The organism is Bordetella sp. 2513F2, assembly GCF_054642735.1.
Genome location: NZ_CM137755.1, coordinates 2,580,842 through 2,601,397 on the forward strand (window position 1 = coordinate 2,580,842; position 20,556 = coordinate 2,601,397).

Below are 20,556 nucleotides of genomic sequence, written 5' to 3' on the forward strand. Positions count from 1 at the left end.
GCCGGCGATGCCGCGGCAAGATGCCGCGGATCGGCCGGGGCAGCACGGGGCGTGCCCACGCCCTGCCCCGGGCGTCGCAGGCCGGGACGGCGCCATTTTTTCACTGCCGTGTAGATCCGCACGGCCGCCTTCCCCCAGCTCGCTCGGCATGGGGCTTGCTGCGACGCGCGCATCGCCGCAGCGCGGCAAAGGCGGGGGAGCGCGATGGAAAACGCGACCGTGGTGATATGCGGAGGCAGTGCCGGCGTGGGGCGGGCCACGGCCCTGGCATTCGCGCGCGCAGGCTACCGGGTGGGCCTGCTGGCGCGCGGCCGCACCGGGCTGGCGGAAGCCGAGCAGGAACTGCAGGGCCTGGGCGCCCGGACGCTGGCGGTGGCGGCCGACGTGGCGGACGCCGAAGCGGTGGAACGGGCCGCCGTTCGCTTCGAGGCCGAGCTGGGGCCGATATCGGTATGGGTGAACGCGGCCATGGCCACGGTTTTCGGGCCCGCGGCCGAACTGACGCCGCAGGAGATCCGGCGCGTCACCGAGGTCACCTACCTCGGTTATGTGCACGGCACCCTGGCCGCGCTGCGGCGCATGCGCGCACAGGGCAGCGGCACCATCGTCCAGGTGGGATCGGCGCTGTCCTACCGCGCCATTCCGCTGCAGTCGGCCTATTGCGCCGCCAAGTTCGCCGTGCGCGGCTTCACCGACGCGCTGCGCTGCGAATTGCTGCACGAGGGCAGCCCCATACGGATCACCATGGTGCAGCTGCCGGCGCACGACACGCCGCAGTTCGATTGGGCCCGCAACAAACTGCCGCGCCGTCCGCAGCCCGTGCCGCCGATCCACACGCCTGCCGTGGCCGCCCGGGCCATCCTGCGCGCTGCCGAAGAGGCGCCGCGCGAACTGTGGCTGGGCAGCGCCACCCTGAAGTCCATCGTGGGCGGCATGGCGATGCCGGCGCTGGCCGACCGCATGCTGGCGCGCCAGGCCTATGCGGGGCAGATGGACACCGAGCCGGAGACGCCCGGCCGGCCAGACAACCTGTACGAGCCTGTGGACGAACCCGGCCGGCATCGCACTGCTGGGCGGTTCGGGCAGCAGGCGCGCGACAACGCAGTGAGCGTGTCGTCGCATGCCGCCGGGATGCTGCTGGCCGGGGCCGGATTGCTGGCGGCCGCCGGCATCGCCGCACTGGCGGCGTGGCTCGCCGCCTGAGCCTCAGTGCCGGTGCTCGTCGATCACCAGATGCGCCATGCCGGCTTCGGTGGCGATGCCTATGCGCTGGCCGATGGGCAGGGTGGCCTTGGTGGCCACATGCCCGTACGGCAGCCCCGTGACCACCGGCACCTTGCAGGTGCTGCGCAGCCAGGCCACGACCTCGGGCATGTCGTAGCCGGCGTCGTGCGGCGCCAGCCGGTAGTCGGTGAACCGGCCCAGCACGATGGCCTTCTGGCGCTGCAGCACGCCTGCGAGGCTCAGCTGGGCCAGCATGCGCTCCACGCGGTACGGATGCTCGGCCACGTCTTCCAGGAACAGGATGCCGCCGCGCACGCGCGGCAGGTACGGCGTGCCGACCAGCGAAGCAATCATGGCGAGGTTGCCGCCCCACAGCACGCCTCGCGCGTCCACCGCATCGGCGTCCTCGGTCTCGAAGCTGAGGATCTCCAGTTCGCCGCGCATCACCTCGCCGAACAGGGCCACGGTGAGTTCATCGGCCTTGCGCCCGCCGAAGTCGGCCACGGCCGAGGCGCCGGTATAGCTCACCGCGCCCGTCTGTGCCAGCAGGGCCAGGTTGAAGGCGGTGAAATCGCTCATGCCCACGAAGCGCTTGCCGCTGTCGGCCATGGCGCGCCAGTCGATCTGCGGCAGCAGCCGGCTCAGCCCGTAACCGCCGCGCGTGGCCATCACGATGGGATGCTTCTGCGCAATGGCGCGATTCAGGGCCGCGAGGCGCTGCGCGTCGGTGCCGGCGAAGCGCTGGTGCACGGCCAGCGCCGTGCGGTCGACGCGCACCTTGAAGCCTTCGGCCTTCAAGCGCTCGCAGGCGCGTTCGAGCGCCTGCGGATCCCGCACCGCCGATGAGGGGGAGACCAGGTAGATGCCGCCGGCGCCGGGCCCGGGGCCATGCTGGTGCGCGTGGTCCTGGTCGCAGCCGGGCGGGCAGGCGTCGTCGTGCGTGGCAGGGCGGGAAGCGGATTTGCGGGTCATTCGGTGGATTCCTTGCCGCGGCGCTGGCGGAAGAACCGCCGCAGGATGTCTCCGCAGGGTTCGGCCAGCACGCCGCCGCTGACGTGGGTATGGTGATTGATCCGGGGTATGCCGGCGACGTCCAGCACGCTGCCGCAGGCGCCGGTCTTGGGATCGGTGGCACCATACACCACCCGCGCCAGGCGTGCATGCATCATGGCTCCCATGCACATCACGCAGGGTTCCAGCGTGACGTACAGGCTCAGCCCCGGAAGGCGGTAGTTGCCCAGTGCGCGCGCGGCGGCGCGCAGCGCCACGATCTCGGCATGGGCCGTCGGATCGTGGTCGATGATGGTGCGGTTGTAGCCGCTGGCCACGACCTCCCCGGCCGCATCCACCACGACGGCGCCCACCGGCACTTCGCCGATCTCCATGGCGGCCTGCGCCTGCGCCAGGGCCAGCTGCATCATGCGCGCGTCGAACGTGTCAGCCGGGGCATCCGGGCCGGCAGGCAACTGCGGCTGCGGCTCAGCCACGGTACACCCGGGATTTGAGCGTGATGCGGCCGGCAAGGCTGGTGACGGCCTCTTCGAGCCACTGGTACAGCTCGGCGTCCTCGTCGTAGCGCGCCTGGTTGAGGTTGGACACGCGCCCTTCCTCGATGAAGCCCCAGGCGCGGCTGCGCTTGTCGCGATGCCGGGGGTCCCAGACACCGAAGGCGTAGCCGCCGCGGCTGCGCACCAGCGAGAAGCACGGCACGTCGGTATAGCCGTCGCCCACGAACACCATCTGGTCGAACGGCACGCGCAGGCGGTCCTCGGGGATCTTGCGGTTCACTTCGAAGGGCTTGTTGCGGTACTCGCGGCCGACGATGCCCTTCTGGATGTGGAACAGGTAGCGGGTCTTGTCGGTGAAGCTCACGAGCCGCCGCGGAAAGGCGATGCCGCCCTCCTCGTCGTAGACGAATTCGGAAGCCCAGATCTCGGTGAACTCGTGCGCCACCGGCGTGGCGCGCACCACGTCGCCGATGCCGCTGGAAATCAGGTAGAACTCCAGCTGCACCTTGGGGTGTTCGGCCCGGACGGCGTTGCGCAGGCGCTGGAATAGCGTGGTGACGCCATCGTGCAGCGGCAGCCGGGCGCCCCATTCGCGCAGGCGCTGCTGCGTGATGCGGCCGTATTCGCCCGACCGGGACAGGCGGATCATTTCATGGAGATAGGCCGGCACAGGCTCCCAGTCGTGCTCGGCGAGCAGCGGACCGACGCGGTCTTTCCAGAATGCCGCGGTATCGACGCCTATGCTTTCCAGGAAACCCGATGTGCTGTCCGGCGCCAGCGTATCGTCGAAATCGAAGATGAGGGCAATGACGTCGGACATGGCAGGCGGTTCAGGTAGCGGGAACCGCCATTTTGCCTGAATGCGCCCCCGCCCGAACGTCCGTGCATCAAGGCCGCGCGGGAGCGGCCCGCCGGCGCCGGGCGGGAGCCGGAGAACCTCCGCGAAGGATCAGCGCACCGGCGCGGGCGTGGCGCTGCCGGCCGGCGGCATGGCGGGAGGCGCCAGCGGCGTGCCGGGCGCCGTGGTGCCGGCAGGCGCCATGGTGCCCGTATCGGCCGGCACCGTGATCACGGACTCGCGCAGCACCCCGCCGCCGCCCACGCTGCCGTAGGTCTTGGTGGGCGAAGTGGTGGCGGTGACGCAATCCTCGCGCTGCCCGGCCGGCAGGCGGTTGCAGCGCTCCAGGGCGTTCTGCTGGCGGCTGGCGTCGGACTCGCCGCGCATCAGCCGGCCGCGGCGCGCCTCGTCGCGGGCCGCGCCGGCTTCGCGCAGGCACGACGTGCGGTCCTGGTCGGTCTGGCCGCTGTTGCAGCGCTGCACGTCGAGGCGGTATTGGGCATCGATATCGGCCATGCTGCTGCCGGTGGCGGCGCCCTGCGCCGAAGCCGCACCCGACAGCAGCGTTGCGCCCAGGGCCAGGGCGCCGCACAGGGGAACGAAACGGAAATTCGCGGGTTTCTGCATGGTTTCCTCCGATTGAAGTGAGGTGAGCGGCATCGCGGAGCTGCTCCGCCGCCCTACCCGCTTACGTTACGGGAAAACCCGCAAACTGCTACGCAGAATGTGTAACAAGCTTCAGGCAAGCGTAAATGTGCCGGGCTTCAGGGGCGATTGGGCCCGACCTCGGCGCGGCGATTGCGATAGACGGCGGCGCGCATCAGCAGCATGGCCGTGACCGGCGAGGTCAACACCAGCAACAGGGCGATCACGATCTCGTGGAAAACCACGCGCTGCGTCGTCGACGAGAACACCAGGATCGAGGCGGCCAGCACGCACAGCGCGCCCAGCGTGTTGCCCAGGGTGGGGGCGTGGATCCGCGCGTAGAAGTGGCCGAAGCGCAGCAGCCCCACGGCGCCCGTGAGGCTCAGCACGCCGGCCAGCACCAGCAGGATGGCGGCCGGGATGCCGGCCCACAGGGGAACTTCGTTCGGCATCATGGTTCGATCACCTCCCCGCGCAGCAGGAACTTGGCCATGGCCGAAGACCCCACGAAACCGAACAGCGCCACCAGCAGGGCCACGTCGAAGTAAACGGCCGTGCCGGACCGGATGCCGAACACCAGCATGGCCAGCATGCCGCTGATGTAGAGCGCGTCCAGCGCCAGCACGCGATCCTGCGCAGTGGGACCCCGCAGCAGGCGCACCGTGGCGCAGGCCATGCCTATGCCGAAGCACACCAGGGCGAACCAGGCGCACCAGTACAGAACGATATTCATTCGAACACCTCCATGAGGGCGCTCTCGTAGCGGTCCTTGACCAGCGAGACCCAGTGGGCCTCGTTCTGCAGGTCCAGGACGTGCAGCGTGAGCACGTTGTCCTCGGACACATCGACCCATACCGTACCCGGCGTATAGGTCAGGAAGCAGGCCAGCGCGGCCAGGCCGTGCGGGTCGCGCATGTCCAGCGGGATCGACAGGAAGCCGGGCGACATCTCGCTGCGCGGGCGCCAGATCAGCTTGGCCACTTCCAGGTTGGAGCGCGCGACGTCGAAGGCCACGCGGCCCAGCAGCCTGAGCATCACGCCGATACGCCGGGGACGGCTGCGCAGGGGCCTCAGGCGGCTGGAAGCCCAACCCAGCCAGGCTGCCAGCGCGGCGCCCAGCAGCAGGTGCCCGGGCGAGAGCGACTGGTTGAGCAGCAGCCACAGCGCAAACAGGAAGAGCGGAAGCAACAGCAGGTGCAGACGCGGCATCAGTGCCCTCCTGCGCCGAGCTGGCGCACCGGCTGCGCCCCCAGCACGGCATCGACGTAGTCGGCCGGACGGTCGAGCGACTGCGCGGCATCGTCGAGGTAGGCCGACACCGGGCCGGCGCCGGCCGCCAGCGCCACGCACAGCAGGATCAGCACGCCCACCGGACCGGCTTCGCTCCAGCGCAGGCGCGGCGTGCTGCGGTCGCCGGAGCTCCAGAAGATGCGGATGCCCGCGCGGCCCAGCGAGACCAGGCCTGCCAGGCCGGACAGCAGCACGGCGGCCACCAGCACCCACGCATCGATGTGGCGCACCGCGTCGTTGGCGGCGGACACCGCGGCCGACAGCAGCGAGAACTTGGCCACGAAGCCGGACAGCGGCGGCAGCCCCGTGACGAGCAGCGCGCAGGACACGAAGGACAGTCCCAGGAAAGCCATGGCCGCCGGGATGGCCACGCCGACCACGTCGTCGGAACGGTTGGGCGAAGCGGGGTCGTCCAGGTCGAATACGTCCATGGTCACCGCCAGCACGTTGGCGCCGAAAGCGCGGGTGCGTTCGATCAGCTCGACCAGCATGAAGAGCGCCGCCGTTCCCAGCACCGAGCTGATCAGGTAGAACAACGCGGGCCCGGTGAGCGTCACGCCGGGCATTCCCAGCGCGGTGAGCAGCGTGCCGGCCGACACGATCACGCAGTAGCCGGTGAGCTGGCCCAGCTGCTGCGTGGCCAGCAGCCCCAGGCCGCCGAACAGCAGCGTGGCCAGGCCGGCCGCGTACATCCAGTCGAGGCTGAACGCCGCCGGCGCGCCGCTGGGCAGCAGCAGCGAGCCGATGCGCAGCAGCGCGTAGATGCCCACCTTGGTCATGATGCAGAACATCGCCGCGATGGGCGGGGCAGCCGCGCCATAGCCGCGCACCAGCCAGAAGTTCAGCGGCCAGGCGCCGGCCTTCACCAGGAAGGCCACGCCCAGGATGGCCGCGCCCGCCTCGAAGAGGCGCCGCTCGCTGCCCTGCAGGGCGCCCGCGCGCACGGCCAGGTCGGCCAGGTTGAGCGTGCCCACCACGCCGTAGATCAGCGCGATGCTGATGAGCAGCAGGAAGGATGCCACCAGATTGACCGCAATGTAGTGCAGCCCCGCGCCGACGCGGGCCGTGCCGGAGCCATGCAGCATCAGGCCGTACGAGGCGGCCAGCAGCACTTCGAAGAACACGAACAGGTTGAAGAGGTCGCCCGTGAGAAACGCCCCGTTGAGGCCCATCAGCAGGAACTGGAACAAGGCATGGAAGTGCACGCCCGCCTTGTCCCAGCGCGGCAGCGAATAGATCAGCGTGGCCAGGCCCAGCACCGACGTGAGCGTGAGCATGACCGCAGCCAGGCGGTCGACGACGAGCACGATGCCGAACGGCGCCGGCCAGTCGCCCACCAGGTACACGCCCACGCCCGAAGGCCAGACCTCATGGGCGCCGGCAGCCAGCACCAGCAGCGCCACGGCCGCCGCCAGCTGCGCCAGCGTGGCCGCCACGCCGATGGCGGCGCGCAGCCGGCGCTGCGCGTCGGACAGCAGCAGCATCGCCGCGCCCGCAACCAGCGGCACGACGATGGGATACACGGGAAGGTCGCGCAGCTCGCCGATCACGCTTCAGGCTCCTGTCCGTCGACGTGGTCGGTGCCGGTGAGCCCGCGCGAGGCCAGCAGCACCACCAGGAAGAGCGCCGTGGTGGCGAAGCCGATGACGATGGCGGTGAGCACCAGCGCCTGCGGAAGCGGGTCGGCCATTTGCGACGGGTCGGGCGCGACGGCGGGGTCGATCACCGGCGGGCGGCCCACCGTGAGGCGGCCCATGCCGAAGATGAACAGGTTGACGGCATAGGACAGCAGCGACAGGCCGACGATGACCTGGAAGGTGCGCGGGCGCAGCAGCAGCCACACGCCCGAACCCGCCAGCACGCCGATCGCGAGGGCATAGACGATTTCCATCAGGCATGACTCCCGGACGAGGCTTCGGCGGCGGCCTGCGCGTCGGCCACCGCCTTGCGCTGGGCACGCAGCGATTGGTGGGCGATGGCGACCAGCACCAGCACGGTGGCCCCCACCACCAGCATGTAGACGCCGAGATCGAACAGCAGCACCGTGGACACGTGCACATGCCCCACCACGGGCAGGGCCAGGTCCCAGGCCAGCGCGGACAGCAGCGGGCGCCAGGCCACCCAGGCCAGCATGGCGGCCGTGCCCGCGGCGATGAGGCCCATGCCGATCCAGTGCTGGGGGTTGAGCCGGCTGCGCGACTCCACCCAATAGACCCCGCCCACCATGTACTGGAGCGTGACCGCAGTGGCCATCACCAGTCCGCCGACGAAACCGCCTCCCGGCTGATTGTGGCCGCGCAGCAGCAGGTACACCGAGACCAGCACGGCCACCGGCAGGCACAGCCGCACGAGCACCGCCGGAACCATCATCGAGCCACGCGGGATGAGGCGCCGGATGTCGGGCGCGATGTCCTCGGGTTTCTCGGGCAGGCCGTCCTGCTCGCGTTGCTGGCGCGGCAGGCCCACGCTTTCCGGCGCCGGACGGAAGCGGCGCAGCAGCGCATACACGGTGAGGGCGACGATGCCCAGCACCGTGATCTCGCCCAGCGTGTCGAAGCCGCGGAAGTCCACCAGGATGACGTTGACCACGTTGGTGCCGCCGCCCTCGGGCAAGGCGTTGTGCACGAAGAACGAAGAGATGGTCTCGCCCTGCGGGCGCATCAGCACGGCATAAGCCAGCGCCGCGGCGCCGGCGCCGGCCAGCACCGCCAGCAGCAGGTCGCGCGCGTGGCGCAGGTGGGCCCGTACATCCACGCCGCCGTCCCGGGAAGGACCTGCGATGCGGCGCGGCAGCCAGCGCAGCCCCAGCAGCAGCAGCACCACCGTGACCACCTCGACGGCGAGCTGCGTCAGGGCGAGGTCGGGCGCGGAAAACCAGACGAACGTGAGGCAGGTGACCAGCCCTGCCCCGCCCGACAGCGTCAGCGCGCCGAGCCGGTGATACTTGGCCTGGTAGGCGGCGCCCAGCGCGCAGGCGGCGCCCACGCCCCAGAGGATCACGAAGGCCGGATCGGGTGCCTCGGGGAACCTGCCGGCGAACCAGCCGCCGCCACGCAGCGGCAGCCAGGCGACGAACAGCGTGCCGACCACGATGAGCAGCATCTGCACCTGCAGGCGCGCCGATTGCAGCCACTCCAGCAGCCGGTCGGACAGGATGGCGGACGCCTCGAGCAGATACTCGAAGGTGCGCCGGCCGTCGAGATGGTAGATGAACGGCACGCGGCCGGGATGCGTGCCCTGGCGCGTGCGCAGCACCCAATACAGCAGGATGCCGCCCAGCATGGCGACAATGCTCATGGCCAGCGGCAGCGTGAACCCATGCCACAGCGACAGGCTGTAGGCCGGCATGGCCGGACCCAGTATGCTGCGCGCCGCGAGCTCCAGCATGGGGCCCAGGGTGATGCCCGGCAGCACGCCCACCACCAGGCACACGCACACCAGCAGCGCGCTGGGCAGCAGCATCCACCGCGGCGGCTCGTGCGGCGCGCGCGGCAGGTCGCCGGCCGGCGGGCCGAAGAACACCTGCAGGATGAAGCGCAGCGAATACGTGACGCTGAAGGCGGCCGCCACCGTGGCCAGCAGCGGCAGGCCGGTCTGGATCAGCCTGTCGCCGCTGACGAACGTGGTCTCGGCGAAGAACATTTCCTTGGAGATGAAGCCGTTGAGCAGCGGCACGCCCGCCATGGAAGCCGCCGCCACCATGGCCAGCGTGGCCGTCAGCGGCATGGCCGAATACAGGCCGCTCAGGCGCGTCATGTCGCGCGTGCCGGTTTCGTGGTCCACGATGCCGGCCGCCATGAAGAGCGAGGCCTTGAAGGTGGCGTGGTTGACCATGTGGAAGATGGCCGCCACCAGGCCGAGCGAGCTGTTCATGCCCAGCAGCAGGGTGATCAGCCCCAGGTGGCTGATGGTGGAGTAGGCCAGCACGCCTTTCATGTCGCGCTGGAAGATGGCGGCGTACGCGCCCAGCAGCAGCGAGCAGAGCCCCGCCCCGCCGATGATCCAGAACCATTCCGCGGTGCCTGCCAGCACCGGCCAGAAGCGCGCCAGCAGGAACACCCCCGCCTTGACCATGGTGGCCGAATGCAGGAAGGCCGACACCGGCGTGGGCGCGGCCATGGCGTTGGGCAGCCAGAACTGGAACGGAAACTGGGCGCTCTTGGTGAGGGCCCCCAGGGCGATGAGCACCAGCACGGCCGGATACCAGGGGTCGGCCCGCACGCGTTCGCCCGACTGCAGCACCGCGTCGAGGTCGTAGCTGCCCACGATATGGCCCAGGATCAGCACGCCGGCCAGCAGGCAGAGGCCGCCCGCGCCGGTTACCGTGAGGGCCATGCGCGCCCCGCGCCGGGCGTCGAGCCGGTGGTGCCAGTACGCAATGAGCATGAAGGATGCCAGGCTGGTCATTTCCCAGAACATCACCAGCTGGATCAGGTTGCCGGACAGCACCACGCCCAGCATGGCCGCCATGAAGGCCTGGAAGAAGGAGAAGAAGCGCGGCACCGGATCCTGCGGCGACATGTAGTAGCGCGCGTAGAGCACCACCAGCGTGCCCATGGCCGAGATGATCAGGCTGAACAGCCAGGCGTATCCGTCCATGCGCAGCGTGAACTGCAGACCCAGCGCCGGGGCCCAGGCCAGGTCGGCGCGGATCACCGCGCCGTCGGCAATCTGGGGGTACAGCGTGGCCACCAGGATCGCACAGGCGAGCGAAGTGGCTCCCGACAGCCAGGCTTCCGCGTTGCGGGCATTGGCCGGCAGCAACGCGGCGCACAGGCTGCCGGCAAAGGGCAGCGCGAGGATCAGGACAAGCAGCATGGCGCTCCGGGAGAAATCCGGCCGGAAATCGCGACGGACACAGCGCGAGCGGCCGGGCAGTTATGGATCGACCCGAAATCCGGCGCGGCAGCCGTCCCCTTCCCGCATTCTGAGGGAAGTTCGCCGGCCGAGGCGGCAAAAAAACGGAGGCGGATGAGGCGGATCGGGTGGGAAGCCCAGGCGAAAAATATCAGATTCTGGCGTTCTATGCACGAAATGAGCAAAGAACCGGGCGTTTCACCGCACGTTCTCGCCAAGATATCGACAGAGCCGCGCCCCTGGACTGATCCGCCCCCAAAAGCTTTGGCGTCACCCCAGGCGCCGCACCGGTACGCCCATGTCCGTCCAGGACTCGGCGTGGCAGGTGAACAGCAGTATCTGGTGCCGCGACGCGGCGTCGAACAGCGCGCGCTTCATGCGGTCGCGGCGCTGGGCATCGGCATGCACCAGCGTGTCGTCCAGGATGAGCAGCGCCGGCCGGCCCGCCTCGCGCAGCAGGTCCGCATAGGCCAGCCGGGCCAGCACGCCCAGCTGTTCGCGCGTACCGAAGCTCAGCAGCGGCAGCGCCTGCCCCTGGCCGTCGCGCTCCAGCATGGCCGGCAGCAGCTGCTCGTCGAACTGCACGCGGGCGTCCGGCAGCAGCAGCGGCAGATAGTGCGCCAGGCGGCGCGCCAGGGGATCCAGCAGGCGGCGGGTGGCCGCCTCGCGCTGCGCCGCCAGCATGCGCCAGAGCAGGTCCAGGGCGCCGGCATGCCGCGCCACGTCGTCGCGCCGCCGCGCCAGGCGTTCTTCGTCGGCGCGGGCCTGGGCCAGGCGCTCGCCCAGGCCCTGGGCGCCGGCCTGCTGCAGCCTGCCCTGCAATTGCAGCAGCTCTGCCTGGCGCGCCTGGTGGGCCAGGCGCTCCAGGGCGGCGGAGCGTTCATAGCGCTCGGCGTCCTGGGCAACCAGCTCGGGCTGCTGGCTGGCCAGCCTGGCCTGCGCTTCGGCGACGCGTGCCTGCAGCGCGTCGCGCAGCGCCCGCGCCTGCGCGGCGCGCGCCGCCCTGGCCTGGCGTTCGGATTCGCGCGCCGTGTCGGCGAACTCGTCCTGCAGCGCCCGGGCCTGCTCGCCCAGCAGCCGCGCCTGGGCGGCATGGCCGTCGGCTGCGCGCTGGGCTTCGGCCCACGCCGCCCTGGCCTGCGTCGCAGCCTCTTCGGCGAGCCGCAATGCCCGCGCCGCTTCCTCGGGGTCCGGCGCTTCCTGCGCGGACGGCGTATCGGCCAGGGCGGCGCGGCGCGCCTGCAGGCGTTCCAGGCGCTGCGCCGCCTCGGCTCGCGCTGTCCGCAGGGCGTCCTGGCCGCGGGGCGCATGGATGGCCAGCTCGCGCCGCGTCGCCTCGAGCTCGACCGCCAGCCGTTCGGCTTCGCGGGCGTGCGCCTCGGCCTGCGCCAGGTCGGCGGCGCCCAGCCGGCGCAGCAGCTGCGCGCGCACGGCGTCAAGGTCGGCGATGCGCGCCTGCAGGGCCGGCAAGTCCTGCCCGCCCGGCTCGATGATGAATTCGCCCACCGCCGGCAGCATCAGCCGCCCCGGCCCGGTGAGCAGGCATACGCCCTCGGCGGCCAGCGGCGCATCGTCCAGCCGCGCGTCCGCGCCGCCCTCCAGGCGATAACGCAGGCGCGTGGCGACGGCACGTTGCTGGGCCGACAATTCGACCCGTTCCTGCTCGGCGGCGCGCAGCCGGGCGAGGTCGCCGGGATCGGCGTCGCGTTGCAGCCGCCGGGCCTGCAAGTCCTGGACGCGGGCAGCGAGCGCTGCGGCCTGGTCCAGCGCGCCGTCGAGCCGGGCCAGCTCCTCGCCCAGGCGCGCCAGCTGCTCGTCGAGATCGCGGCGCTCGGCCTGTGCCTGCGCGGCGGCCAGCCGGGCCCGGCCGGCCTCCAGCTGGCCGGCCAGCGCGTCCATGCTGCGGCGCGCCTCGTCGGCCTGGACGGCGGCCTGCGCCGCAGACTCGCGCGCGGACTGCTCGCGCACCTGCAGCGCCGCCAGCGCCTGGCGGTCGCGCTCGTCGCGGGCCATCTGCTCCTGCAGTAGCGCCAGCGTGCTGCCGGCCTGGGCCTGCTCATGCTGCAGGCGCTCCAGTTCCTCGCGCTCGCGCGCCAGCTCCGCCAGACGGGCACGGGCCTGGGCGGCCCGGGCTTCGAATTCCCGCCAGGGCGCATCGCGCCGGGCCCGCTCGTCTTCCGCGCGCAAGCGGGCGAGCTGGTCCACATCGGCGTCGAGGGCGGCGCGCTCCCGCGCCAGCTGCTCGCACCGCTGCGCCGCCTGCGCATGGGCCTCCTCGGCTTCGCGGTATACCCCCTTGGGCTTGCCGCTGCGCGCGTCGAACAGCTCGGCGCGCTCGGCAGCCACGCGTTCGAACAGGCGGTCGCCATCGCCGGCGGCGAGTTCGCCGGTGAGCTGCGTGAGCAGCTCGCGCACCTGGGTGTCGGCATGGCGCGCCGGCGCCAGCAGTTCCTGCCCCTCGCCCTGCGCGATCCACAACAGGCCCGGCAGGCCCGCATGCTCGGGGCGGCTCTGGCCCTTGGCCGGGAAACCGAAACCCAGCAGACCGGCCAGCGCATCCTCGGCCTCCTCGCCCTCGAGCCGCCGCGCGCCGCCGTCCACCACCAGCTCGCAGCGCGGCCGGCTCAGGAAGGATTTCTGCAGCACGTACTCGTGGCCGCCGTGCGCGAAGGCAAGCTCCACGGTGGGCCGCGCACCCGGCATGTCCCAGGGCGCGAAATCGGCGACCGTGCGGGTCTTGTAGCGCTCCAGGAAAGCCGCGCGGATGGCGGCCGCGCAAGTGCTCTTGCCGGCCTCGTTGGGCCCGAAGAAGATGTTCAGCCCCGGCTCGAGATCGTCGAGCTCGGCCGTTTCGCGGAACCGGCGGAAGGCCGAGAGGCGCACGCGGTGCAGTTTCATGCCCGGCCTCCGCCCGTCTCGCGGTGCAGGCGCAGCAGCAGCCGCAACGCCTCCCGCGCCGTGGCGCCCTGCGCCGGATCGTCCTGCATGGCCTGCAATTGCGCAGCCACGTCGGCCACGTAGCCGCCGGCCCGCAACGCGGCCAGGTCTTCGGCCTGCGGGGCTACCGCCAGCGCGGTGGCGTCGGTGACCACGGCCCGCGCCTGGGCAGCCGCCTGGCCCACCGCGCGCTGCAGCTGCTCCCAGCCGGCCATCGATGCCGTGCCCTCGAGCACCAGGCGCAGCACCTTGTCGCCCTGCAGCTGCGCCAGCCGGTGCGCCAGCGCCTCCGCATCGCTGTCCAGCGCCAGCCGCTCGTGCCAGTGGAGCCATTCGTAGCGCCCGACACGCTGCGGCGTCACCTGCGGCAGCGCGCCGGGCGCGTCGAGCACCACCTCCAGCACGAATCCGGGCGCATTGCCGCGAAAGCGGTCCTGCTCGGGCGTGCCCGCATACCAGGTGCGCGGGCCGATCTCCAGGCAGCCGTGCCAGTCTCCCAGCGCCAGATAATCCAGGCGGGCGCGCTCGGCCCGGGCCGGATCGATGGGATTGGCGGCATCGGCCTCGCCTGGCAGGCGGTCCCGGACGCTGCCGTGGGCCAGGCCCACCCGCGCCAGGCCGGGCGGGCTTTCCAGCGTGTCGAAGGCCTGGGTGACGTCGTCGTAGGTATGGCGCTGCGTGAGCGGCGCGGCCAGCACGGCCAGGCCGGCGGATTCCAGCGTGATCACCTCGCAGCGGCGCGCCACCCGCACGTTGGGCGGGATGCAGCCCAGGCGCTCGGCGCGGGTCCAGACGCTGTCGGCCAGCATCGCGTCGTGATTCCCGGCAATCATCACCCACGGGCCGGCATAGGCCTGCAACGCGCCGAAGAGCCGCCGCAAGGTACGGTCGGACACGGCGTGCGTGTCGAACACGTCGCCTGCCACGAGCACCGCGTCGGCGGCGCGGGCGGCGGCCAGCTCGGCGAGCCGCGCCACCGCCTCGTAGCGCGCCTCCGCCAGGACGGCGGCGTCGTCGGTATCGAACTGGCCGTACTGGCGGCCGATCTGCCAGTCGGCGGTATGCAGGAAACGGATCAAGTCAGCCATCCACCATGCGGGGCGCGGCCGCGGCGGCTCGAACGGAAAGCGTCCTCACCGTGCACCCGGGCCGCCGGGAACATGCCGCGATTGTGGCATGAACCGACCACCGTCCCGAGGCGCCCCTCAGCCGGCGGCGCGCTGCCCCGCCAGGGGCGCAGCCGTACGGGCGCCGTCGCGCCCGTAGCGCGACAGCGCCAGGTCGTCGGCGCGGATCGCGGGCTGGCGGCCGCCGATGAGGTCCGCCACCAGGCGGCCCGAGCCGCACGACATGGTCCATCCCAGGGTGCCGTGGCCGGTGTTCAGGTAGAGGCTGGGATAGCGGGTCGGCCCGACGATGGGCGTGCTGTCGGGCGTCATGGGCCGCAGGCCCGTCCAGAACTCGGCCCGGGCCAGGTCGCCGCTGCCCGGATAGAGATCGTTCACCACGCGTTCCAGCGTGCGCCGCCGGGCGTCCCTGAGCCGGAGATCATAGCCGGCCAGTTCGGCCATGCCGCCCACGCGGATGCGCTGGTCGAACCGCGTCACCGCCACTTTGTAGGTCTCGTCGAGCACGGTGGAAACCGGCGCAGCCTGCTCGTCGACCAGCGGGATGGTGAGCGAATACCCCTTCACCGGATACACCGGCAGGTCCAGGCCCAGCGGCCGCAGGAAGTCGCGGGTATAGCTGCCGAAGGCAGCCACATAGCAGTCGGCGCGCAGCAGTTCGTCGCCGATCCGCACGCCCTCGACGTCGCCGCCGCGCAGCGCCAGGCCGTCGACCTGCCGGCCGTAGCGGAACGTCACGCCCAGCCCCCGGCACAGCTCGGCCAGGGCCAGCGTGAAGCGCCGGCAGTCGCCGGTCTCGTCGTTGGGCAGCCGCAGGCCGCCCGCCAGCCGGTGCAGCGTGCGTGCCAGGGCGGGCTCGGCCGTGGGCAGGCGGTTGCAGTCCAGCAGTTCGTAGGGCACGCCGCACGCTTCGAGCACCGCGATGTCGCGGCGTGCGGCCTCGAACTGCGCCTGCGTGCGGAACAATTGCAGCGTGCCGAGCGTGCGCTGTTCGTACTGGATGCCGGTTTCCGCGCGCAGGTCGCGCAGGCAATCCCGGCTGTATTCGGCCAGCCGCAGCATGCGCGACTTGTTCACCGCATAGCGGCCGGTGGTGCAGTTGGCCAGCATGGCAGCCAGCCAGCGCCATTGGTAGAACGAACCGTCGGCCCGGATGGAGAGCGGCGCATCTTTCTGGAACAGCCACTTGAGCGCCTTGAGCGGGATGCCGGGCGCGGCCCAGGGCGTGGAGTATCCCGGCGAAACCTGGCCCGCGTTGCCATGGCTGGTTTCCGCGGCCGCCTCCTGGCCGCGGTCCAGGACCGTGACGCGGGCCCCTTGCCGGGCCAGGTAGTAGGCGGTGGTGGTGCCTATGACACCACTACCCAGGACGATGACGTGCATGGACCACTCCGGATCGATTGTTTCGTGAAAATCTGGAGTCTATTCCTCCATTTACAGGGAAAATCACTAAAATCTGCCGCTTGTCCAGTGTCAATCACCACGGAGGCCGGGGCTGCGCCGCCCGCGGCAGTGAAATGCGCCAGCTCGATCGCGTAGACCTGAAGATCCTCGACATCCTGCAGCGCGACGGCCGGATTTCCATCACCGAGCTGGCCGAGCGCGTGAGCCTTTCGGCCACGCCCTGCTCCGAGCGCGTCAAGCGCCTGGAACGCGACGGCGTGATCACCGGCTACCATGCGCGCGTCAATCCCGCGGTGCTCGACAAATCGCTGCTGGTGTTCCTGGAGATCAAGCTGTCGGCCAAGTCCGGCGACGTGTTCGACAAGGTGCGGCAGGAACTGCTGTACCTGCCCGAGGTGATGGAATGCCACCTGGTGTCCGGCGACTTCGACTACCTGGTCAAGGCGCGGCTGTCGGGCATGGGCGAATACCGCCGCCTGCTGGGCGAGATCCTGAAGCGCCTGCCGGCCTCGGCGGAATCGCGCAGCTACGTGGTGATGGAGGAAATCAAGGAGACGCTGTACCTGCCGGTGGATCGCTGAGGTTGGCGCGCACCGGGCCATCGGGAAACAGCGCGGGCGCATCGCCCGGGCGCCACGGCGCGTAGCGGCGCATCACCGCAGCGAACAGCGCCGAACCCAGTATCGTGTCCAGCCAGCGCTGCAGGCCCGTCCACGACTGCTCGGCGAACCACCCCGGGTCGGTGGCCGCATATTGCCGCACGAAAGGCGCGATGGCGGCGTCGGCGAAGCTGGGCCGTGCGCCGTACAGCCAGGGCTGGCGCTGCAGCCGGTCATCGAGCTCGCGCAGATAGCGCGCACCTTCGGCGCGATGCGCCAGCGCCCCGCCGCCCGCATGCCGCTCCGGATACTTGTAGCGGTCCAGGTGGAACTTGAACTCGTCGTCGCACACGGCCACCAGCGCCCAGCCGTCGCCGGGGGCGCCCTGGGGCACCATCCAGCCATGGGGATCGGCCCGCTGCAGGGCCCACGTCATGATATCCAGGCTCTCGTCGATCACCTTGCCGCCCGGCTCCACCAGCACCGGCACCGTGCCTTTCGGCGAGGCTCGCAGCAGCGCCTGCGGCTTGTCGCGCAGCACGACTTCGCGCAGCTCGCAGACCTGCCCCGACGCGGCCAGCGCCATCCGCGCGCGCATGGCATAAGGGCAGCGCCGGAACGAATACAGTATGGGCAGGTCTGCGTCGGGCATGGCGGGTGCGAGGCGGAAGTGGAACACGGACGCCGGGCCGTGAAGCCCGGTCCCCTGTTGTTTTGTACCATCTCGGCGTCACCTGCGTTCCACCCGGTGCTGCTATGCTGCGCGGTCCGGCCGGAACGCCGTACCGGCCACGGAGCCTTCACCATGACGCGCATCTATCGATACTTCTTTCGCGGTCTGATCACCGTACTCCCCGTCGCCCTCACGCTGTACCTGCTGTACATCTTCCTGGCCTGGACGGAATCCGTGGCGCTGACCTTCCTGCGCCCTTTCGTCGGTACGTTCTACATCCCCGGCATGGGCCTGCTGCTGGGCATACTCGCCATCCTGGCCATCGGCTACCTGGTTTCCAAGGAGCGCGTGCAGCGCGTGCTGCTCTTCCTCGAGATGCCCTTCACCAACCTGCCGGTGATCAAGAGCATCTACTCCTCGCTCAAGAGCTTCGCCGACTATTTCTCGCCCAGCGCCAAGAGCGCCACCAGCCAGCAGGTCGTCATCCTGCGCATGCCCGGCCATCCCATGGAGCTGGTGGGCCTGGTCACCCGCCGCAGCGTGGACGGCCTGCCGGACGGCTTCCTGCAGGGCGACCGCGTGGCCGTCTATCTGCCCATGGGCTACATGATCGGCGGCTACACCGTCTTCGTGCCGCGCGCGTGGGTGCAGCCGATCGACATGTCGGTGGAAGAAGCCATGCGCTCGTCCCTGATCGCCTGGATGGCGCGCACCGATACGACGGCGCCCGCGACCGGCGTGCCGCCCGTGCCGCCGGCGCCGCCGCCCGCGGCCACCGGCCCTGCCGGCACGCCGCCCCCGGGGCCGGGCCACTGAGCCGACGCCTGCGCCGGCGGCCTGCAGTGCTCCCGCCGGCGCGCTTCCCGCGAAACCGAAAACAACAGCAACCACAGATGCGCTGTTGTTTTCGGTTTTGTTGTTTTATGATGCGACCATGTCGTTCAATCCGCGCCAGCTCGCGCTGGTCGAGCTGGTTCGCACCCAGGGCTCGGCCAGCATCGAAGCCCTCGCCCGGCATTTCGACGTCACCCTGCAGACCGTGCGGCGCGACGTCGGCCTGCTGGCCGAAGCCGGCATGGTGGCGCGCTTCCACGGCGGCGTGCGCGCCGGCACGGCCTCCACCACCGAGAACATCGCCTATCGCCAGCGCCAGAGCCTGCACGCCGAAGCCAAGCAGCGCATCGCCGAAGCCGTGGCGCGCGCGGTCCCGGACGGCTGTTCGCTCATCCTGAACCTGGGCACCACGGTCGAGGCCGTTGCCCGCGCGCTGGCGCACCACCGCGGGCTGCGCGTCATCACCAACAACCTGCACGTGGCCGACATCCTGGCCGAACATCCCGACTGCGAGGTCATCGTCGCCGGCGGGATGGTGCGCGCGCGCGACCGGGGCATCGTCGGCGAGGCCACGCTGGACTTCCTGCGGCAGTTCAAGGTCGACATCGGGCTGATCGGCATTTCCGGCATCGAGCCGGACGGCACGCTGCGCGACTACGATTTCCGCGAAGTCCGCGTCTCGCGCGCCATCATCGAACAATCGCGCGAAGTCTGGCTGGCCGCGGACAGCAGCAAGTTCCTGCGCCAGGCCATGGTCGAGCTCGCGCATATTTCGCGCATCCACCGCCTGTTCACCGAAGCGCCGCCCCCCGCGCCCCTGGCGCACGTCTTCCGGGAAGCCGGCGTGCGCTGCGAGATCGCCGCGCCGGCCGGCCGCGTGTCGCCGCTTTCCCGCCACTGAACCCATCTTCCGGCCGTCCCGCCATGAATCCAGCCCATCGCCCCGAGTCCCCCGCCGCCGAGCGGACCCGCAAACTGGCCGAACTGCAGCAAGGCACCTGGGACGTCGTCGTGATCGGCGGCGGCGCCACCGGCCTGGGCACCGCCGTGGACGCTGCCGCGCGCGGCTACCGCACCCTGCTCGTGGAAGCCGCCGACTTCGCCAAGGGCACGTCCAGCAAGGCCACCAAGCTGGTGCACGGCGGCGTGCGCTACCTCGCCCAGGGCAATATCTCGCTGGTGCGCGAAGCGCTGCACGAACGCGGACTGCTGCACCACAACGCCCCGCACCTGGTATGGCCGCTGGGCTTCGTGGTGCCGGCCTACGGCCTGCTCGACCAGCCCTTCTACGGCGTGGGGCTGAAGCTCTACGACATGCTGGCCGGCCGGCTCAACCTCGCGCCCAGCCGCTGGCTGTCGCGCAGCCAGACGCTGGAACACACATCGACGCTGGCAGAAGTGGTGGGCGGATGCGGCCTGCGCGGCAGCGTGCTCTACTACGACGGCCAGTTCGACGACGCCCGCCTGGCTGTCACGCTCATGCGCACCCTGCAGGACCTCGGCGGCACGGCGCTGAACTATGTGCGTGCCGCCGGACTGCGCCGCAGCGGCGGCCGCATCGACGGCGTGACGCTGCAGGACGTCCAGGGAGGGGCAACGCTGGAAGTTCGCGCCGCCTGCGTGATCAATGCCGCCGGCGTGTGGGTCGACGACATCCGGCGCCTCGACGATGCCCAGGCCCGGCCCATGGTGGCCCCCAGCCAGGGCGTGCACCTCACCCTGCCGCGCCATTTCCTGCCCGGCGACCAGGCCATCCTGATTCCCAAGACCGACGATGGCCGCGTGCTCTTCGTCGTGCCGTGGAATGGCCACACGATCGTGGGCACCACCGACACGCCCCGCCACGACCTGCCGCTGGAGCCGCGCGCCAGCGACGGCGATGTGGATTTCATCCTGCAGACCGCCGGGCGCTACCTCAGCCGCCGCCCCACGCGGGACGATGTCACCAGCGTGTGGGCCGGCCTGCGGCCGCTGGTGAAATCCACCAGCGACACCACCACCAAGTCCTTGTCGCGCGAGCACACCATCGCCGTGTCGGCATCCGGCCTGGTCACCGTGACCGGCGGCAAATGGACCACGTACCGGCGCATGGCCGAGGACGTCATCGACACCGCCATCGAACGCCGCCTGCTCGCCGCCGCACCCTGCCGCACGGCCAGGCTTGCGCTGCATGGCGCCCCCGGCGGCGCCGCCCAGGCCGGGCACGCCGGCGCGCCGGACCAGTACTACGGCACGGACCTGCCCGCGCTGCGCGCCCTGCCGGGGGCCGACCGGGCGCTGGTGCGGGCCAGCGGGCTCACGGAAGCGCATGTGCGCTACGCGGCCCGCCACGAGCTGGCCCGCACGCCGGAAGACGTGCTGGCGCGGCGCAACCGTGCGCTGTTCCTGGATGCCGAGGCGGCATGCCTGGCCGCCCCGGAAGTGGCCCGGCTGCTGGCCGAGGAACTGGGCCATGACGCGGCATGGCAGCGCCGCAGCGTGGCGGAATTCGAGGCCGTGGCCTCCGGATACCGGCTGGCCTGAACCTCCCGCCCATGCATCGACAGCGTCGATGCATATCCCTCAAATTCTTCATTTCCTGCGTCGTGCGCGCGTGCCTATAGTGTCTGCGCCGGGCCGT

General features: G+C 70.9%; 19 protein-coding genes. 5 read left to right on the forward strand and 14 right to left on the reverse strand.

The genetic code is table 11. From position 1 onward, the window contains the following. The first annotated feature begins 204 nt into the window (after positions 1-204). A complete protein-coding gene (locus ACYBYQ_RS12270) occupies positions 205-1,203 on the forward strand; it encodes an SDR family oxidoreductase (protein WP_459614468.1) in 999 nt (332 codons plus the stop codon). Positions 1,204-1,206: 3 nt separating this feature from the next. On the opposite strand, the gene ACYBYQ_RS12275 is transcribed toward ACYBYQ_RS12270, so the two are convergent. The 13 genes from ACYBYQ_RS12275 to ACYBYQ_RS12335 all read right to left on the reverse strand — a co-directional run bounded on the left by ACYBYQ_RS12275 (position 1,207) and on the right by ACYBYQ_RS12335 (position 15,809). Beyond that, the gene (locus tag ACYBYQ_RS12275; RefSeq protein ID WP_459614469.1) at positions 1,207-2,196 is read right to left on the reverse strand and encodes an LD-carboxypeptidase; all 990 of its coding nucleotides are present in this window, start codon (positions 2,194-2,196) and stop codon (positions 1,207-1,209) included. Continuing rightward, positions 2,193-2,642, reverse strand: a complete 450-nt coding sequence (tadA, locus tag ACYBYQ_RS12280) for a tRNA adenosine(34) deaminase TadA (RefSeq protein WP_459618773.1) — start codon at positions 2,640-2,642, stop codon at positions 2,193-2,195. Before tadA ends, ACYBYQ_RS12275 begins: the two co-directional genes overlap by 4 nt. Positions 2,643-2,703: 61 nt before the next feature. Beyond that, on the reverse strand, positions 2,704-3,552 hold the full coding sequence (locus tag ACYBYQ_RS12285; protein ID WP_459614470.1) for an HAD family hydrolase: 849 nt from the start codon (positions 3,550-3,552) through the stop codon (positions 2,704-2,706). A 129-nt stretch (positions 3,553-3,681) separates the two neighbouring features. After that, positions 3,682-4,197, reverse strand: coding sequence for a hypothetical protein (locus ACYBYQ_RS12290; RefSeq protein WP_459614471.1), 516 nt, complete (start codon positions 4,195-4,197; stop codon positions 3,682-3,684). Between the two features lie 137 nt (positions 4,198-4,334). Further along, positions 4,335-4,670 carry a monovalent cation/H(+) antiporter subunit G gene (mnhG, locus tag ACYBYQ_RS12295; protein WP_459614472.1) on the reverse strand — a complete coding sequence of 112 codons (336 nt, stop codon included), beginning with the start codon at positions 4,668-4,670 and terminating at the stop codon, positions 4,335-4,337. After that, a complete protein-coding gene (locus ACYBYQ_RS12300; RefSeq protein ID WP_459614473.1) occupies positions 4,667-4,948 on the reverse strand; it encodes a K+/H+ antiporter subunit F in 282 nt (93 codons plus the stop codon). The genes mnhG and ACYBYQ_RS12300 overlap by 4 nt, the downstream gene beginning before the upstream one ends. After that, entirely contained in the window at positions 4,945-5,424 is a 480-nt protein-coding gene (locus tag ACYBYQ_RS12305; protein ID WP_459614474.1) for a Na+/H+ antiporter subunit E, read from the reverse strand. The genes ACYBYQ_RS12300 and ACYBYQ_RS12305 overlap by 4 nt, the downstream gene beginning before the upstream one ends. After that, positions 5,424-6,989 (reverse strand): monovalent cation/H+ antiporter subunit D, encoded by a 1,566-nt coding sequence (locus tag ACYBYQ_RS12310; RefSeq protein ID WP_459618774.1) that lies wholly within the window; start codon positions 6,987-6,989, stop codon positions 5,424-5,426. The genes ACYBYQ_RS12305 and ACYBYQ_RS12310 overlap by 1 nt, the downstream gene beginning before the upstream one ends. Before the next feature lie 62 nt (positions 6,990-7,051). Next, positions 7,052-7,396, reverse strand: a complete 345-nt coding sequence (locus ACYBYQ_RS12315) for a Na+/H+ antiporter subunit C (protein WP_459614475.1) — start codon at positions 7,394-7,396, stop codon at positions 7,052-7,054. Further along, a complete protein-coding gene (locus ACYBYQ_RS12320; RefSeq protein WP_459614476.1) occupies positions 7,396-10,323 on the reverse strand; it encodes a monovalent cation/H+ antiporter subunit A in 2,928 nt (975 codons plus the stop codon). The genes ACYBYQ_RS12315 and ACYBYQ_RS12320 overlap by 1 nt, the downstream gene beginning before the upstream one ends. A 309-nt stretch (positions 10,324-10,632) precedes the next feature. Further along, positions 10,633-13,260 (reverse strand): AAA family ATPase, encoded by a 2,628-nt coding sequence (locus tag ACYBYQ_RS12325; RefSeq protein ID WP_459614477.1) that lies wholly within the window; start codon positions 13,258-13,260, stop codon positions 10,633-10,635. Further along, positions 13,257-14,378, reverse strand: a complete 1,122-nt coding sequence (locus ACYBYQ_RS12330) for a metallophosphoesterase family protein (protein WP_459618775.1) — start codon at positions 14,376-14,378, stop codon at positions 13,257-13,259. The genes ACYBYQ_RS12325 and ACYBYQ_RS12330 overlap by 4 nt, the downstream gene beginning before the upstream one ends. Positions 14,379-14,504: 126 nt before the next feature. After that, complete coding sequence (locus ACYBYQ_RS12335; protein WP_459614478.1) at positions 14,505-15,809, reverse strand: D-amino acid dehydrogenase; 1,305 nt, start codon at positions 15,807-15,809, stop codon at positions 14,505-14,507. Between the two features lie 134 nt (positions 15,810-15,943). On the opposite strand from ACYBYQ_RS12335, the gene ACYBYQ_RS12340 reads away from it, so the two are divergent. Then, a complete protein-coding gene (locus tag ACYBYQ_RS12340) occupies positions 15,944-16,411 on the forward strand; it encodes an Lrp/AsnC ligand binding domain-containing protein (RefSeq protein ID WP_459614479.1) in 468 nt (155 codons plus the stop codon). Here ACYBYQ_RS12340 and ACYBYQ_RS12345 read toward each other — a convergent pair. Beyond that, entirely contained in the window at positions 16,377-17,081 is a 705-nt protein-coding gene (locus ACYBYQ_RS12345; RefSeq protein WP_459614480.1) for a glutathione S-transferase, read from the reverse strand. The genes ACYBYQ_RS12340 and ACYBYQ_RS12345 overlap by 35 nt on opposite strands. A gap of 153 nt (positions 17,082-17,234) precedes the next feature. Between ACYBYQ_RS12345 and ACYBYQ_RS12350 the strand changes: the two genes are divergently transcribed. The 3 genes from ACYBYQ_RS12350 to ACYBYQ_RS12360 all read left to right on the forward strand — a co-directional run bounded on the left by ACYBYQ_RS12350 (position 17,235) and on the right by ACYBYQ_RS12360 (position 20,459). Next, positions 17,235-17,918 carry a DUF502 domain-containing protein gene (locus ACYBYQ_RS12350; RefSeq protein ID WP_459614481.1) on the forward strand — a complete coding sequence of 228 codons (684 nt, stop codon included), beginning with the start codon at positions 17,235-17,237 and terminating at the stop codon, positions 17,916-17,918. Between the two features lie 118 nt (positions 17,919-18,036). Then, positions 18,037-18,837: a DeoR/GlpR family DNA-binding transcription regulator gene (locus ACYBYQ_RS12355; RefSeq protein ID WP_459614482.1), complete on the forward strand. Its 801-nt coding sequence runs from the start codon at positions 18,037-18,039 to the stop codon at positions 18,835-18,837. A gap of 23 nt (positions 18,838-18,860) precedes the next feature. Continuing rightward, positions 18,861-20,459, forward strand: a complete 1,599-nt coding sequence (locus ACYBYQ_RS12360) for a glycerol-3-phosphate dehydrogenase/oxidase (RefSeq protein WP_459614483.1) — start codon at positions 18,861-18,863, stop codon at positions 20,457-20,459. Positions 20,460-20,556 lie beyond the last annotated feature (97 nt).

Coding starts and splice junctions, on each gene's coding strand:
- ACYBYQ_RS12270 (WP_459614468.1), top strand. CDS start 205: ATGGAAAACGCGACCGTGGTGATATGCGGAGGCAGTGCCGGCGTGGGG.
- ACYBYQ_RS12275 (WP_459614469.1), bottom strand. CDS start 2,196: ATGACCCGCAAATCCGCTTCCCGCCCTGCCACGCACGACGACGCCTGC.
- tadA (WP_459618773.1), bottom strand. CDS start 2,642: ATGCAGCTGGCCCTGGCGCAGGCGCAGGCCGCCATGGAGATCGGCGAA.
- ACYBYQ_RS12285 (WP_459614470.1), bottom strand. CDS start 3,552: ATGTCCGACGTCATTGCCCTCATCTTCGATTTCGACGATACGCTGGCG.
- ACYBYQ_RS12290 (WP_459614471.1), bottom strand. CDS start 4,197: ATGCAGAAACCCGCGAATTTCCGTTTCGTTCCCCTGTGCGGCGCCCTG.
- mnhG (WP_459614472.1), bottom strand. CDS start 4,670: ATGATGCCGAACGAAGTTCCCCTGTGGGCCGGCATCCCGGCCGCCATC.
- ACYBYQ_RS12300 (WP_459614473.1), bottom strand. CDS start 4,948: ATGAATATCGTTCTGTACTGGTGCGCCTGGTTCGCCCTGGTGTGCTTC.
- ACYBYQ_RS12305 (WP_459614474.1), bottom strand. CDS start 5,424: ATGCCGCGTCTGCACCTGCTGTTGCTTCCGCTCTTCCTGTTTGCGCTG.
- ACYBYQ_RS12310 (WP_459618774.1), bottom strand. CDS start 6,989: ATGCTGCTGCTGTCCGACGCGCAGCGCCGGCTGCGCGCCGCCATCGGC.
- ACYBYQ_RS12315 (WP_459614475.1), bottom strand. CDS start 7,396: ATGGAAATCGTCTATGCCCTCGCGATCGGCGTGCTGGCGGGTTCGGGC.
- ACYBYQ_RS12320 (WP_459614476.1), bottom strand. CDS start 10,323: ATGCTGCTTGTCCTGATCCTCGCGCTGCCCTTTGCCGGCAGCCTGTGC.
- ACYBYQ_RS12325 (WP_459614477.1), bottom strand. CDS start 13,260: ATGAAACTGCACCGCGTGCGCCTCTCGGCCTTCCGCCGGTTCCGCGAA.
- ACYBYQ_RS12335 (WP_459614478.1), bottom strand. CDS start 15,809: ATGCACGTCATCGTCCTGGGTAGTGGTGTCATAGGCACCACCACCGCC.
- ACYBYQ_RS12340 (WP_459614479.1), top strand. CDS start 15,944: ATGCGCCAGCTCGATCGCGTAGACCTGAAGATCCTCGACATCCTGCAG.
- ACYBYQ_RS12345 (WP_459614480.1), bottom strand. CDS start 17,081: ATGCCCGACGCAGACCTGCCCATACTGTATTCGTTCCGGCGCTGCCCT.
- ACYBYQ_RS12350 (WP_459614481.1), top strand. CDS start 17,235: ATGACGCGCATCTATCGATACTTCTTTCGCGGTCTGATCACCGTACTC.
- ACYBYQ_RS12355 (WP_459614482.1), top strand. CDS start 18,037: ATGTCGTTCAATCCGCGCCAGCTCGCGCTGGTCGAGCTGGTTCGCACC.
- ACYBYQ_RS12360 (WP_459614483.1), top strand. CDS start 18,861: ATGAATCCAGCCCATCGCCCCGAGTCCCCCGCCGCCGAGCGGACCCGC.